The organism is Kitasatospora sp. NPDC007106 (assembly GCF_040634455.1).
GTDB classification, from domain to species: Bacteria; Actinomycetota; Actinomycetes; order Streptomycetales; family Streptomycetaceae; genus Kitasatospora; species Kitasatospora arboriphila.
Genome location: NZ_JBEYFP010000137.1, coordinates 1 through 12,272 on the forward strand (window position 1 = coordinate 1; position 12,272 = coordinate 12,272).

Sequence of the window (12,272 nt, forward strand, 5' to 3'; positions counted from 1 at the left end):
CGCCGCAGGCCCGGGAACGCCGCAGGGCCCCGGCACCTCCTCGGTGCCGGGGCCCTGCGGACGGTGCGTCAGTCCGTCTTGATGGCGCCCAGGATGTCCAGGCGGGCGGCCCGGCGGGCCGGCCAGATGGCCGCCACCATGCCGACCAGCCCGGCCAGCGCCAGGAAGAGCAGCAGCTTGCCGTAGGGGAGGACGGTGGCGAGGCCCGGCAGGCTCGACTCCAGGGTGCCGTTGACCGCCCAGGCCAGGAAGCAGCCGAGCAGGACGCCGATCACCGCGCCGAACATCGAGATCACCACGGACTCCAGGCGGACCATCCGCTTGACGCCCCGGCGGTCCAGGCCGATCGCCCGCAGCATGCCGATCTCCCGCTTGCGCTCGAAGACCGACATCGCCAGCGTGTTCACCACGCCGAGCACCGCCACCAGCACCGACATCGCCAGCAGGCCGTACATCAGGTTCAGCATGAAGGTGATGATCTTGCTGAACTCGTCCCGGATGTCCTGCTTGGTCTTCACGTCGATCACCGGGTTGCTGCCGGTGGCGTCCTTGATGGCCTTGCGCAGGCCGTCGCTCGGGCCGTCGGCGGCCTTCACCAGGATCTGGGTGACGTACGGGTCCTCGCTGTGCTTGAAGACCTCGGTGTTGGCCATCACGACCGGGGAGAGCAGCTCGTTCTTCCGGAAGACGCCGCCGACGGTGACCCGGGCGGTGCTGCCGTCCGGGTACTCCACCGGCAGGACGGTGCCGACCGCCCAGCCGTTGCCCTTCGCCGTCTCGGCCTGGACGAGGACCTGGCCCTCCTTCAGCGAGGCCGCGGAGCCGCTGTCCAGGGTGAGCGCGACGACCTTGTCGACCGCGCCGGCGTCGACGCCGCTGATCGCCCGCTCCGAACCGCCCAGCTTCCAGTAGACGTCCGACATCGGGCTGACCGCGGCCACCCCCGGGACCTTGGCGACCGCGGCGGCCAGCTTCGGGTCCGGCGAGATGCCGTTGGCGGTCTTGATGCTGTAGTCCGCCGTCATGCTGCTGGTGACCGACCGGTCGACGGCGTCGCCGACCGAGGCGCCCAGCACCGTCAGCGAGCTGACCAGGGCGAGGCCGATGGTGAGCGCGGCCGCGGTGGCCGCGGTGCGGCGCGGGTTGCGCACCGCGTTCTGCTGGGCCAGCCGGCCGGCGGTGCCCGCGGAGGCCCGCAGCAGCGGGCCGACCAGCGCGATCACCGGGCGGGACAGCAGCGGCAGCAGGATGAAGATGCCGATCAGGGCGAGGCCCGCGCCGGCCGCCACCGGCACCCGGCCGGAGGAGTCGCCGGACGCGGCGCCGAGCGCCACCAGGCCGAGGCCGCCGGCCGCGATCAGACCGCCGATGACGTTCCGGACGATCAGGCTCTTCTGCGGGGCGGGCTGGTCGCCGCTGCTCATCGCGGCGACCGGGGCGATCCGCGAGGCACGGACGGCGGGCAGCAGCGCGGAGAGCGTCGTCACGACGACGCCGACCACCAGCGAGACCGCCACCGTCGCGGGCGCGACCACCAGGGGGCCGGCCGGCAGGCCCGCGTCCAGCGCGTCGAGCAGCGCCCGCATGCCCGCGCCGATCCCGATGCCGGTGGCGAGGCCGGCCGCCGAGGCGATGACGCCGATCAGCAGCGCCTCGATCAGCACCGAGCGGGTCACCTGGCCGCGGCCGGCGCCGACCGCGCGCAGCAGCGCCAGCTCACGGGTGCGCTGGGCGACCAGCATGGTGAAGGTGTTGGCGATGATGAAGATGCCGACGAAGAGCGAGATGCCGGCGAAGGCGAGCAGCGCCGTCTTCATGCCGGTGGTGCCGTCGGCGATCATCCGGGTCTGGCGGTCGGTCAGCTCCTGGCCGGTCTCGGCCTGCATCTGGCCCTCGCCGGGCAGCACGGCGGTGATGCTCCGCAGCAGCTCGTCCTGCGAGGTGCCGGGCTTCGCGGTGACCGCGACGGTGCTGTACTGGCCGGGGGCGAGCAGCAGCTTCTGCGCGGTGGCCCGGTCGAAGAGGGTCAGCGTGCCGCCCGACTCCACCTCCGGGTCGTCGGTGGTGAAGACGCCGACCAGGGTGCGCTCGGTGGCCGGGCCGTCGGAGGCGATCCGGACGGTGTCGCCGACGTGGTATCCGCCCTTCTCGGCGGTGCGGCGGTCGAGCGCGATCTCCTGCTCGGCCTGCGGGCCGCGGCCCTCGGCCATCGGGTAGCGGGTGTCCTTGCCGGAGGCGTCCGGGGCGTAGTTGCTGCCGCGGGAGCTCCAGCCCTGGCCTATCAGGTCGCCCTTGCGGTCGGCCACGCCGACGAAGCCGCTGACGTTGCCGCGGGCGCGCTCGGTGCCGGGCAGCGCGGCGATCTTCGCGACGGTGTCGTCGGTCAGCTTGCCCCGGTTCGGGCCGCTCCGGTCCTTGGCGCGGAAGGGCGAGTCCGCCACCGGGTCGGTGACCAGGACGGAGATGTCCGAGTAGCTCTTGGAGAGGCTGTTCTTCATGGCCTCGCCGAGCGTGTCGGAGAAGACCATGGTGCCGGCCACGAAGGCCGTGCCCAGCAGGACGGCGAGCGCCGTCATCAGCAGTCGGCCCTTGTGGGCCAGCACGTTGCGCAGTGCGGTGCGGTACATGGCTGTGTGTGTCCTGGAGGTGTGGGTGCGGGCGGGCGGCGGACGCCGTGTCAGCTGGTGCGGCCCTTGGCGTCGAAGCGGCGCATGCGGTCCAGGACGGAGTCGGCGGTCGGGGCGGTGAGCTCGTCGACGATCCGGCCGTCGGCGAGGAACACCACGCGGTCGGCGTACGAGGCCGCGACCGGGTCGTGCGTCACCATCACGACCGTCTGGCCGAGCTCGCGCACCGAGTTGCGCAGGAAGGAGAGGATCTCCGCGCCGGAGCGGGAGTCGAGGTTGCCGGTCGGCTCGTCGGCGAAGATGATCTCCGGCTTGGAGGCCAGGGCGCGGGCGCAGGCCACGCGCTGCTGCTGGCCGCCGGAGAGCTGGGAGGGGCGGTGCGAGAGCCGGCCGGAGAGGCCGACGGTGTCGACCACGCGGTCCAGCCACTGCCGGTCCGCCTTGGTGCCGGCGATGTCCATCGGCAGGGTGATGTTCTCCAGCGCGGTCAGCGTGGGCAGCAGGTTGAACGCCTGGAAGATGAAGCCGATCTTGTCCCGGCGGAGCTTGGTCAGCTGCTTGTCGCGCAGCCCGACGAGCTCCGTCCCGCCGATCGTGGCGGAGCCCGAGGAGACCGTGTCCAGGCCGGCCATGCAGTGCATCAGGGTCGACTTGCCGGAGCCGGACGGGCCCATGATCGCGGTGAACTCGCCCTGCCCGAAGGCCACGCTCACGCTGTCGAGGGCGACCACGCGGGTCTCGCCCTCCCCGTAGACCTTGCTCAGACCGGTGGCGCGGGCGGCCGCCTGGCCGGTGCGGGCGGCGGGTGCGGTCGTCGTGGTCACGGGGGACTCCTGTCGGGAGGGTGCGGGATCGTCCTTACGATCCTCCCGTACGTGATCATGGAATCCGTCGATCCGCCGAACGGTTGCGCCGACCGCCGCCAGGCGTATCCGGAGGCCGCCCTTCTCCTCCTGCGGTATGACACCGACCCTGAGGGCGAGGTGGCCGGATATCGCCCGGTCGGTGGCCGAATCGTGGACTGTTCGTCAGATGGCAAGGAAACATGACAACTTCCGGTGGTCGGAACATGCGAAACGGGGACCTTGGCGACTAGGCTCGGGGGCAGCCCGCACACGGGCGCGCGGTTCACGCCCGGGTGGTGGAACGCAGACACGGGCAGCTTAAAACTGCTTGGCCGCGAGGCCGTGCCGGTTCGAGTCCGGCCCCGGGCACCACATCCCGCAGCACCTCCGACCGGGCACGCGGCGCCGCCGGCCCCCGCGCGGCCCGCCCGGTCCTCCGTCGGAGATCCTCCTCGCGGCGTACGCGCACGCCTTTGCCAAACCATTACCCTGGTCCGGTGGGCAGCGCCGTGCCGCCCCGGAGGGAATGAGATGAGAAGCAGCAACCCGGTCTTCTCGCGGGAGGGGTCCTTCACCCGCGACACCGGATACGCGGGGTTCGACGCCACCCGGCAGCCCCACGCCGCCGACCCGTACGCCAACAACCCCTACGCGGCCAACCCCTACGGCGCCAACCCGTACGCGCGTCCCGAGGGCGCCCAGCTGACGGACGACCAGCTGGCCGAGATGTACCGGGCCCCCTCCGCGGGCCCGATGCAGACCGGCCGGATGACCATGGACGACGTGGTCGCCCGGACGACGCTCACCCTGCTCGCCCTGGTCGGCGCCGGCGCCGTCGCCTGGTTCGCGCTGCCGGACGAGGGCTACGCCTTCGCCGCCGGCGCCGCCTTCGCCGCCTTCGTGGTCGGCCTGGTCATCACCTTCAAGCGCAGCGTCAGCCCGCCGCTGATCCTCGCCTACGCCGCCCTGGAGGGCTTCTTCCTCGGCGCGATCACCAAGGTCTTCAACACGATCTGGCCCGGCATCGCCGTCCAGGCCGTGCTCGGCACCGCGGTGGTCTTCGGCGCGATGCTGATCGCCTACAAGAGCGGCCGGATCCGGGTCACCCCCCAGTACACCCGGATCGGCCTCGCCATCGCGATGGGCTTCGTCGGCCTGCTGCTGGTCAACATGATCGCCTCGATGTTCGGCGCCGACCTCGGTCTGCGCTCCGGCCCGCTCGGCATCGTGGTCGGCCTGATCGGCATCGCCCTCGGCGCGTTCTTCCTCTCGCTGGACTTCGCCGAGATCGAGCACGCGATCCAGAACGGCGCCCCCGAGCGCGAGGCCTGGCGCGCCGCCTTCGGCCTCACCCTCTCGCTGGTCTGGATCTACCTGGAGATGCTGCGCCTGATCGCCATCCTCCGCGGCGACGACTGACCCGTCGCCCCTGCACGTCGCCGCAGCCCCCGGGAGCACCGCCCCCGGGGGCTGCGGCACGTCCGGGCCGGGCCGGACGTGCCGGGCGTGCCCGATACGCTCGCTGCATGTCCGACGCACCCCCGCTGTCCGCCGCCGCCCTGGTCGAGGCCGTCGACCGCCTCGCGGACCGGTTCCGTTCGATGCCGCAGAGCCGACTGCTCGCCGCGGTGCCCGGCCACCCGTCCCGCGCGGCGGCCGGCCTGGAGCTGGCCCGCGGCCTGGCCGCGGCCGCCCTGGAACTGGAGGGCGAGCCGCCGCGCGAGGTCCCGGACGCCGGCCCGTTCGCGGTCGGCGACCAGCTCGCCGTGGCCGGGCACGACCTGGTGATCGCCGCACAGGGCCGGCCGGAGGCCGTCGCCGTCGCGCTGACCGCCGTCCGGGAGACCGAGCGGCTCACCGCCTGAGGCACGGGGAACGGCGAGGGCCGGTCGGGCAGCACTCGGGCTGCCCGACCGGCCCTCGGCCGGTGTCCGTCGTCGGTGGTTCAGATGCTCGCGACCACCCGGTCGGCCAGCACGTACACCGCGTCGTCGTCGGTGGAGAAGGTCAGCGAGTACGAGCCGGAGAACCGGGAGCCGCCGAGCAGCCGGACGTCCTCGCCGGCCTGGACGGCGTCGATCAGCCGGTAGGCCGCCTCGCGGTCGCCGGGCGCCACGCAGAGGGTGGTGCCGTCGGCGAAGGCGTACACGTCCAGCGTGCCCAGCGGGCCGGGGCGGACGTCGGTGAGGGCGATCTTCTCGTCGGCCAGCACGGCGAGCCGGGTGTCCGTCCACTCGCGGGACGGGGTCTGGCTCGGCACGAAGTCGGGGTGCGAGGGGTGGCGGCGCGGGTCCGGCGCGACGGCCGGCTCGGCCTCCGCCTCGGCGTCCAGCAGGCCGGCCTCCAGACCGGTCGCGATCAGGTCGGCCTCGCGGCGGGCGCGGGCGTCAGCGCCGGCCTCGGCCGGCACGGGGGAGCCGCCCTGCGAGGGGTGGCCGGGGTGCACGCCGCCCTCGGGGCCGCCCTCGTTGATGATGTCCTCGAGCGCGCTGCGCAGCGCCTCGCCGAATCCCGGGTCCATCGTCCCGTTGTCCGCCGCGGTCTCCGGGCCGGTCGGCCGGGGGAAGAACAGCGGCCATTCCTCGCCGACGCTCAGGAACGGGCCCTCGAACATCGGGGCGTCCTCCGCGGCGCGCGCCTCCTGCTCGGCCCAGAACGCCCGGGCCTCGGTGATCTCCCGCTCCCGGTCCGCCGCGAGTGCCTCGGTGACCGCGCGGCGTATCGACGCCTCGTCGAGGGCGGTGCCGGCCGGTGCGGTCTGCCGCTCCTCCAACCGCCGTGAGAGTGCCCGGACCTGGAGCAGCACGACAGTGGCGACGACGATCAGGATCAGCAGCAGAGAGATGTAGACGACGCTCACGGAATGTACTCCTTGCGAGGAGTGGAACGGGGTTGCACGTCCACACTGCCGTATGAGGGGCGGTTACTGCAGTGGTGGATGTCCCATTAATGAGGAACTTCCGCTCTTGTCCCCAAATTGTTAGGTACTACCTATCGACGGAGCGGAGTCGAGCCATTCCGCTCCGTCGACGAAACGGCCCGGAAATGAAAAATCGAGGGCCGGACCACGTTTCGCGTGTGATCCGGCCCTCAATTACGGAGTGTCACTCCGAACGGGTGGTTCCCCACCCCTCGTGCGGCGTGTCTCCCGTGATCAGCTCAGTTGCTGGTGCTTGTGGTCGCGCTGTGGCTCAGCTCAGGCGTTCGATGACCATGGCCATGCCCTGGCCGCCGCCGACGCACATGGTCTCCAGGCCGAACTGCTTGTCGTGCCACTGGAGGGAGTTGATCAGGGTGGTGGTGATGCGGGCGCCGGTCATGCCGAAGGGGTGGCCGATGGCGATGGCGCCGCCGTTGACGTTGAGGCGGTCGATGTCGATGCCGAGGTCGCGGTAGGAGGGGATGACCTGGGCGGCGAAGGCCTCGTTGATCTCGACGAGGTCGATGTCGCCGATGGTCATGCCGGCGCGGGCGAGGGCCTGCCGGGTGGCCTCGACCGGGCCGTAGCCCATGATCTCGGGCGACAGACCGGAGACGCCGGTGGACACGACGCGGGCGAGCGGGGTGATGCCGAGTTCGCGGGCCTTGGTGTCGGACATGATGACCAGGGCGGCGGCGCCGTCGTTGAGCGGGCAGCAGTTGCCGGCGGTGACGGTGCCGTCGGGGCGGAAGACCGGCTTGAGGCCGGAGACGGCGTCCAGGGTGACGCCGGCGCGCGGGCCGTCGTCCTGGGAGACGACGGTGCCGTCCGGGGTGGTGATCGGGGTGATCTCGCGCTGCCAGAAGCCGGCCGCGATGGCCTGCTCGGCGAGGTTCTGCGAGCGGACGCCGAACTCGTCCTGCTCGGCGCGGCTGATGCCCTTGAGCGCGGCGAGGTTCTCGGCGGTCTGGCCCATGGCGATGTAGGCGTCGGGGAGGATGCCGTCCTCGCGCGGGTCGTGCCAGTGGCCGCCGCCCTCGGCGGCGCGCTTGGCGGTGCGGGCCTGCGCGTCGTCGAAGAGCGGGTTGGGGGTGTTCGGCATGCCGTCGGAGGTGCCGTTGATGCTCCGGGAGACGGCCTCGACGCCGGCGGAGATGAAGATGTCGCCCTCGCCGGCCTTGATCGCGTGCAGTGCCATCCGGGTGGTCTGCAGCGAGGAGGCGCAGTAGCGGGTGATCGTGGTGCCCGGCAGGTAGTCCATGCCCATCTGGACGGCGACGATCCGGCCGAGGTTGTGGCCCTGCTCGCCGCCGGGCAGGCCGCAGCCGAGCATCAGGTCGTCGATCTGCCGCGGGTCCAGCCCGGGCACCTTGGCGAGGGCGGCGGCGATGATCTGGGCGGTCAGGTCGTCCGGGCGGACGTCCTTCAGCGAGCCCTTGAAGGCCCGGCCGATCGGCGAACGGGCGGCGCTGACGATGACGGCTTCGGGCATGCGGGCCACTCCACTTCGTTTCGGGGGTACGGGGACGGGACGGTGCCGGGTCATGCGGTGTGGTCGTAGAAGCCGCGGCCGCTCTTCTCGCCGAGCAGGCCGGCGTCGACCATGCGCAGCAGCAGTGGCGGCGGGCTGTACAGGGGCTCCTTGAACTCCTCGTACATCGCCTCGGCGGCGGCCTGGACGGTGTCCAGGCCGACCAGGTCGGCCAGGCGCAGCGGGCCCATCGGGTGGGCGCAGCCGAGCACCATGCCGCTGTCGATGTCGTCGGCCGAGGCGAGGCCGGACTCCATCATCCGGACGGCCGACAGCAGGTAGGGGATCAGCAGGGCGTTCACCACGAAGCCGGCGCGGTCGCGGGCCCGGACGACGGTCTTGCCGAGCAGGTCGGTGGCGAAGTGTTCGGCCTGCCGGAGCGTGTCGTCCGAGGTGAGCAGGGAGGGGACGAGTTCGACGAGCCGGAGCACCGGTACGGGGTTGAAGAAGTGGATGCCGATCACCCGCTCGGGGCGGCGGGTGGCGGTGCCGAGCTTCATGATCGGGATGGAGGAGGTGTTGGAGGCGAGGACGGCGTCCGGTGCCTCCACGACGCGGTCCAGTACGGCGAAGAGTTCGGTCTTGAGGGCTTCGTCCTCGGCCACGGCCTCGACGACCAGCTGCCGGTCGGCGAATTCCTCGATGCGGGTGGTGAAGGTGAGCCGCGCGAGGGCGGTTTCGGCGTCCGTTCCGTCGAGCCGGCCGCGGGTGACCGCGCGCTGCATCGATGCGGCGATCCGCTGCCGGCCGCGGTCGGCGGCCTCGGGGCTGTGCTCGGCGATCAGCACGTCGAGGCCCGCGCGGGCGCAGACCTCCGCGATTCCCGCCCCCATGAGGCCGCAGCCGACGACGCCGATCCGACTTGTTCCCATGCCGTTCCTCTCGAGATCGTGCCGCGCCGTTGCCCGGGTGGCATCCGGCGGGTGGCTCGGTCCCGCGACCGTATGGCACTTGGTGCCGTCACGTAAAGGTACTCAGTGCCAAAGCGCTCACGTTTTGCACCCAGTTGCACAAGTGGCCCCCGGCGGTCTACAAAGGGCGCACGACGACCCCGCCCTGGAGGCCCCGGATGACCGCCTACCCCCGCCTGCTGAGCCCGCTCGACCTGGGCTTCACCACGCTGCCCAACCGGGTGGTCATGGGCTCGATGCACGTCGGCCTGGAGGAGGCGCCCGACGGCTTCGAGCGGATGGCCGCCTTCTACGCGGAGCGCGCCCGCGGCGGCGTCGGCCTGATCGTCACCGGCGGCATCGCCCCCAACGAGGCCGGCCGCCCGTGGGAGGGCGGCGCCATGCTGGCCACCGAGGAGGAGGCCGCCCGGCACCGGGTGGTCACCGACGCGGTGCACGCCGCCGGCGGCCGGATCGCCATGCAGATCCTGCACTTCGGCCGGTACGCCTACCACCAGGACCTGGTCGCGCCCAGCCCGCTCAAGGCGCCGATCAGCCCCTTCACCCCGAACGAGCTCACCGACGAGCAGGTCGAGCAGACGATCGAGGACTTCGCCCGCTGCGCCGAGCTCGCCCGCGCGGCCGGGTACGACGGCGTCGAGATCATGGGCTCCGAGGGCTACCTGATCAACGAGTTCATCGCCGCCCCCACCAACCACCGCACCGACCGCTGGGGCGGCTCCTACGAGAACCGGATGCGCTTCCCAGTCGAGATCGTCCGCCGGGTCCGCGAGCGGGTCGGCGAGGACTTCATCCTGGTCTACCGGCTCTCCATGCTCGACCTCGTCCCCGGCGGCTCGACCCTCGCCGAGGTGGTGCAGCTCGCCAAGGCGGTCGAGGCGGCCGGCGCGACCATCATCAACACCGGCATCGGCTGGCACGAGGCCCGCATCCCCACCATCGCCACCTCGGTGCCGCGCGGCGCCTTCACCTGGGTGACCCGCAAGGTGATGGGCTCGGTCGGCATCCCGCTGGTCACCAGCAACCGGATCAACACCCCCGAGCTGGCCGAGCAGATCCTCGCCGACGGCCACGCCGACCTGGTCTCGATGGCCCGGCCGCTGCTCGCCGACCCCGACTTCGTCGCCAAGGCCGCCGCCGGCACCCCCGAGGCCGTCAACACCTGCATCGGCTGCAACCAGGCCTGCCTGGACCACACCTTCAGCCTCAAGATCACCTCCTGCCTGGTCAACCCGCGGGCCTGCCACGAGACCGAGCTCGTCCTCTCCCCCACCAAGCTGCGCAAGCGGATCGGCGTGGTCGGCGCCGGCCCGGCCGGCCTCGCCTTCGCGGTCTCCGCCGCCGAACGCGGCCACGCCGTCACCCTCTACGACGCGGCCGACACCGTCGGCGGGCAGCTCAACGTCGCCCGCAAGGTGCCCGGCAAGCAGGAGTTCGACGAGACCGTCCGCTACTACCGCCACCAGCTGGACGCCCGCGGGGTCGAGCTGCGCCTGGGCACCACGGCGACCGCCGGGGCGCTGGCCGCCGAGGGCTACGACGAGGTCGTCCTCGCCACCGGCGTCACCCCGCGCGTCCCGGACATCGAGGGCGTCGACCACCCGAGCGTCGTCGGCTACCTGGACGTGCTCCGCGACGGGGCGCCGGTCGGCGAGCGGGTCGCGATCCTCGGCGCCGGCGGCATCGGCTTCGACGTCGCCGAGTTCCTCACCGACCCGGGCGAGCAGGCCGCCCACAACGCCGACGTCTTCTTCGCCCAGTGGGGCGTGGACACCGACCACACCACTCCGGGCGGCCTCGCCGAGCCGGTGCGCAGCGCCTCCCCGCGCCGCGTCCACCTGCTGCAGCGCAAGACCGGCAAGGTCGGCGCCGGCCTCGGCAAGACCACCGGTTGGATCCACCGCACCGAGCTCAAGCACCGCGGTGTCACCACCGTCGCCGGCGCCACCTACAAGCTGATCGACGACCGGGGCCTGCACTTCGAACTCGACGGCGAGCCGCAGCTGCTGCCGGTCGACACCGTGGTGCTGTGCACCGGCCAGGAGCCGCGCCGCGACCTGCACGAGGAGCTGCGCGCGCTCGGCATCGAGGCGCACCTGATCGGCGGGGCCGACGTCGCGGCCGAGCTCGACGCCAAGCGCGCCATCGACCAGGGCACCCGCCTCGCCGCGGCGCTCTGACGGACGACGGGGACGCGGACAGGGCCGGGAACGGGGTCAGGGCGCGAGCGGGCTGAACGTGTGCAGCTCGCCGTGCCCGTCCTCGACGACGCCGTAGGAGGACTCGGGCACCTCGTGCCAGGCGCCCTCCAGGTCGCCGAGCGGCTCGGAGACCACGACCCGCGTCCCGTCCGCCACCTCCTGCAGCGCCTCGATCTCCGGGTGGAGGGTGCGCAGGGTGCGGACGTCGGTGCTGAAGAAGAGCGAGCGGGAGTGGCGCTCGGTGGAGTAGCGGAAGGCCCACAGCCGGTGGCCGTCGGAGACCGCGACCGTCATCTGCAGCGGGTCGGGGACGCCGTGGCGCTGCGCGACCGCCTCGATCGTGCCGATCATCCGCTCGACGGCGCGCGGGGCGTCGTCCTGCAGCCCGAAGGTCAGTGCCACGTAGAACATCAGCTCCGAGTCGGTGGACCCCTCGATGAACGGGTACAGCGTCGGGTCCACGGTGAGCGCCAGGTCGCGCTTGAGCTCCGGGAAACCGCTGATCGCACCGTTGTGCATCCACAGCCAGCTGCCGTACCGGAAGGGGTGGCAGTTGCTCTGCTGCACGGCCGTGCCGGTGGAGGCCCGGATGTGCGCCAGGAAGAGCGGCGAGCGGACGCAGCGGGAGAGTTCGAGCAGGTTGCGGTCGCTCCAGGCCGGTCCGGTGGCGTGGAAGATCGCGGGCTCGGCACCGTCGGTGCCGCCGCCGATGTCCGGGTACCAGCCGACGCCGCAGCCGTCGCCGTTGGTGGTCTCGACGCCCATCCGGGCGTGGCGGCTCTGGTCGATCAGGGAGTGCCGGGGCTTGTAGAGCAGCTCCGCCAGCGCGATCGGCGACCCGGAGTAGGCCAGCCATCTGCACATGTCCTCACCGTCCCCTCGCGGGCGCACCGGGCGGCCGGGCGGACCGGCCGCGGACCCGTCACCCGCCTTCCACGGTAGGCGGGGCCGGACGGACGGACCCCCCGGACGGCGGACCGGAATGCAGGGTGAGGACCTCGTCGGTGCCGGTCACCGCCAGCAGCCGGCGCAGCTGGTCCGGCACGTTCTCCAGCTGCAGGGTGCTGCCCCGGTCGCGGGCCTGCCGGTCGGCGTCCAGCAGCACGTTGAGGCCGCTGGAGTCGCAGAACGCGACCGCCGCGAGGTCGACCCGGACGGCCGGCGGCGCACTGCGCGAGGCCCACGGCTGCCGCAGCGCGTCGGCCAGCCGCGGCGCGGTCTCGCGGTCGATCGTGAC

At 72.4% G+C, this 12,272-nt stretch carries 11 protein-coding genes and 1 tRNA gene; 5 read left to right on the forward strand and 7 right to left on the reverse strand.

What is annotated here, in order from left to right; translation table 11 throughout:
- Window positions 1-68: 68 nt before the first annotated feature.
- Together ABZ641_RS14520 and ABZ641_RS14525 are read right to left on the reverse strand one after the other, a co-directional pair.
- Window positions 69-2,627: an FtsX-like permease family protein gene (locus ABZ641_RS14520; RefSeq protein WP_359981856.1), complete on the reverse strand. Its 2,559-nt coding sequence runs from the start codon at window positions 2,625-2,627 to the stop codon at window positions 69-71.
- 50 nt (window positions 2,628-2,677) lie between these two features.
- A complete protein-coding gene (locus ABZ641_RS14525) occupies window positions 2,678-3,451 on the reverse strand; it encodes an ABC transporter ATP-binding protein (RefSeq protein ID WP_344626818.1) in 774 nt (257 codons plus the stop codon).
- Window positions 3,452-3,502: 51 nt separating this feature from the next.
- Between ABZ641_RS14525 and ABZ641_RS14530 the strand changes: the two genes are divergently transcribed.
- The 4 genes from ABZ641_RS14530 (at window position 3,503) to ABZ641_RS14545 (ending at window position 5,337) form a co-directional block, all read left to right on the forward strand.
- A complete protein-coding gene (locus ABZ641_RS14530; protein ID WP_344626817.1) occupies window positions 3,503-3,676 on the forward strand; it encodes a hypothetical protein in 174 nt (57 codons plus the stop codon).
- Between the two features lie 83 nt (window positions 3,677-3,759).
- A tRNA-Leu gene (locus ABZ641_RS14535) sits at window positions 3,760-3,844 on the forward strand.
- Window positions 3,845-4,003: 159 nt separating this feature from the next.
- Window positions 4,004-4,891 (forward strand): Bax inhibitor-1/YccA family protein, encoded by an 888-nt coding sequence (locus ABZ641_RS14540; RefSeq protein ID WP_359981860.1) that lies wholly within the window; start codon window positions 4,004-4,006, stop codon window positions 4,889-4,891.
- A 107-nt stretch (window positions 4,892-4,998) separates the two neighbouring features.
- Window positions 4,999-5,337 carry a hypothetical protein gene (locus ABZ641_RS14545; RefSeq protein ID WP_344626815.1) on the forward strand — a complete coding sequence of 113 codons (339 nt, stop codon included), beginning with the start codon at window positions 4,999-5,001 and terminating at the stop codon, window positions 5,335-5,337.
- 80 nt (window positions 5,338-5,417) lie between these two features.
- On the opposite strand, the gene ABZ641_RS14550 is transcribed toward ABZ641_RS14545, so the two are convergent.
- The 3 genes from ABZ641_RS14550 to ABZ641_RS14560 form a co-directional block, all read right to left on the reverse strand.
- Window positions 5,418-6,332: a hypothetical protein gene (locus ABZ641_RS14550; protein WP_344626814.1), complete on the reverse strand. Its 915-nt coding sequence runs from the start codon at window positions 6,330-6,332 to the stop codon at window positions 5,418-5,420.
- Window positions 6,333-6,663: 331 nt separating this feature from the next.
- Complete coding sequence (locus ABZ641_RS14555) at window positions 6,664-7,884, reverse strand: acetyl-CoA C-acetyltransferase (protein WP_359981864.1); 1,221 nt, start codon at window positions 7,882-7,884, stop codon at window positions 6,664-6,666.
- Window positions 7,885-7,934: 50 nt separating this feature from the next.
- Window positions 7,935-8,795 (reverse strand): 3-hydroxybutyryl-CoA dehydrogenase, encoded by an 861-nt coding sequence (locus ABZ641_RS14560; protein WP_359981867.1) that lies wholly within the window; start codon window positions 8,793-8,795, stop codon window positions 7,935-7,937.
- Between the two features lie 197 nt (window positions 8,796-8,992).
- On the opposite strand from ABZ641_RS14560, the gene ABZ641_RS14565 reads away from it, so the two are divergent.
- A complete protein-coding gene (locus ABZ641_RS14565; RefSeq protein WP_359981869.1) occupies window positions 8,993-11,014 on the forward strand; it encodes an NADPH-dependent 2,4-dienoyl-CoA reductase in 2,022 nt (673 codons plus the stop codon).
- A 36-nt stretch (window positions 11,015-11,050) separates the two neighbouring features.
- Here the strand turns inward: ABZ641_RS14565 and ABZ641_RS14570 are convergent, their stop codons facing one another.
- Complete coding sequence (locus tag ABZ641_RS14570; RefSeq protein WP_359981872.1) at window positions 11,051-11,899, reverse strand: class II glutamine amidotransferase; 849 nt, start codon at window positions 11,897-11,899, stop codon at window positions 11,051-11,053.
- A 58-nt stretch (window positions 11,900-11,957) separates the two neighbouring features.
- On the reverse strand, window positions 11,958-12,272 hold a 315-nt coding region (locus ABZ641_RS14575; RefSeq protein WP_359981874.1), incomplete at its 5' end, for an STAS domain-containing protein.

What these genes read in the sequence shown, in the direction of transcription:
- ABZ641_RS14520 (WP_359981856.1), bottom strand. Translation starts at nt 2,627, where the DNA reads ATGTACCGCACCGCACTGCGCAACGTGCTGGCCCACAAGGGCCGACTG.
- ABZ641_RS14540 (WP_359981860.1), top strand. Translation starts at nt 4,004, where the DNA reads ATGAGAAGCAGCAACCCGGTCTTCTCGCGGGAGGGGTCCTTCACCCGC.
- ABZ641_RS14545 (WP_344626815.1), top strand. Translation starts at nt 4,999, where the DNA reads ATGTCCGACGCACCCCCGCTGTCCGCCGCCGCCCTGGTCGAGGCCGTC.
- ABZ641_RS14555 (WP_359981864.1), bottom strand. Translation starts at nt 7,884, where the DNA reads ATGCCCGAAGCCGTCATCGTCAGCGCCGCCCGTTCGCCGATCGGCCGG.
- ABZ641_RS14560 (WP_359981867.1), bottom strand. Translation starts at nt 8,795, where the DNA reads ATGGGAACAAGTCGGATCGGCGTCGTCGGCTGCGGCCTCATGGGGGCG.
- ABZ641_RS14565 (WP_359981869.1), top strand. Translation starts at nt 8,993, where the DNA reads ATGACCGCCTACCCCCGCCTGCTGAGCCCGCTCGACCTGGGCTTCACC.
- ABZ641_RS14570 (WP_359981872.1), bottom strand. Translation starts at nt 11,899, where the DNA reads ATGTGCAGATGGCTGGCCTACTCCGGGTCGCCGATCGCGCTGGCGGAG.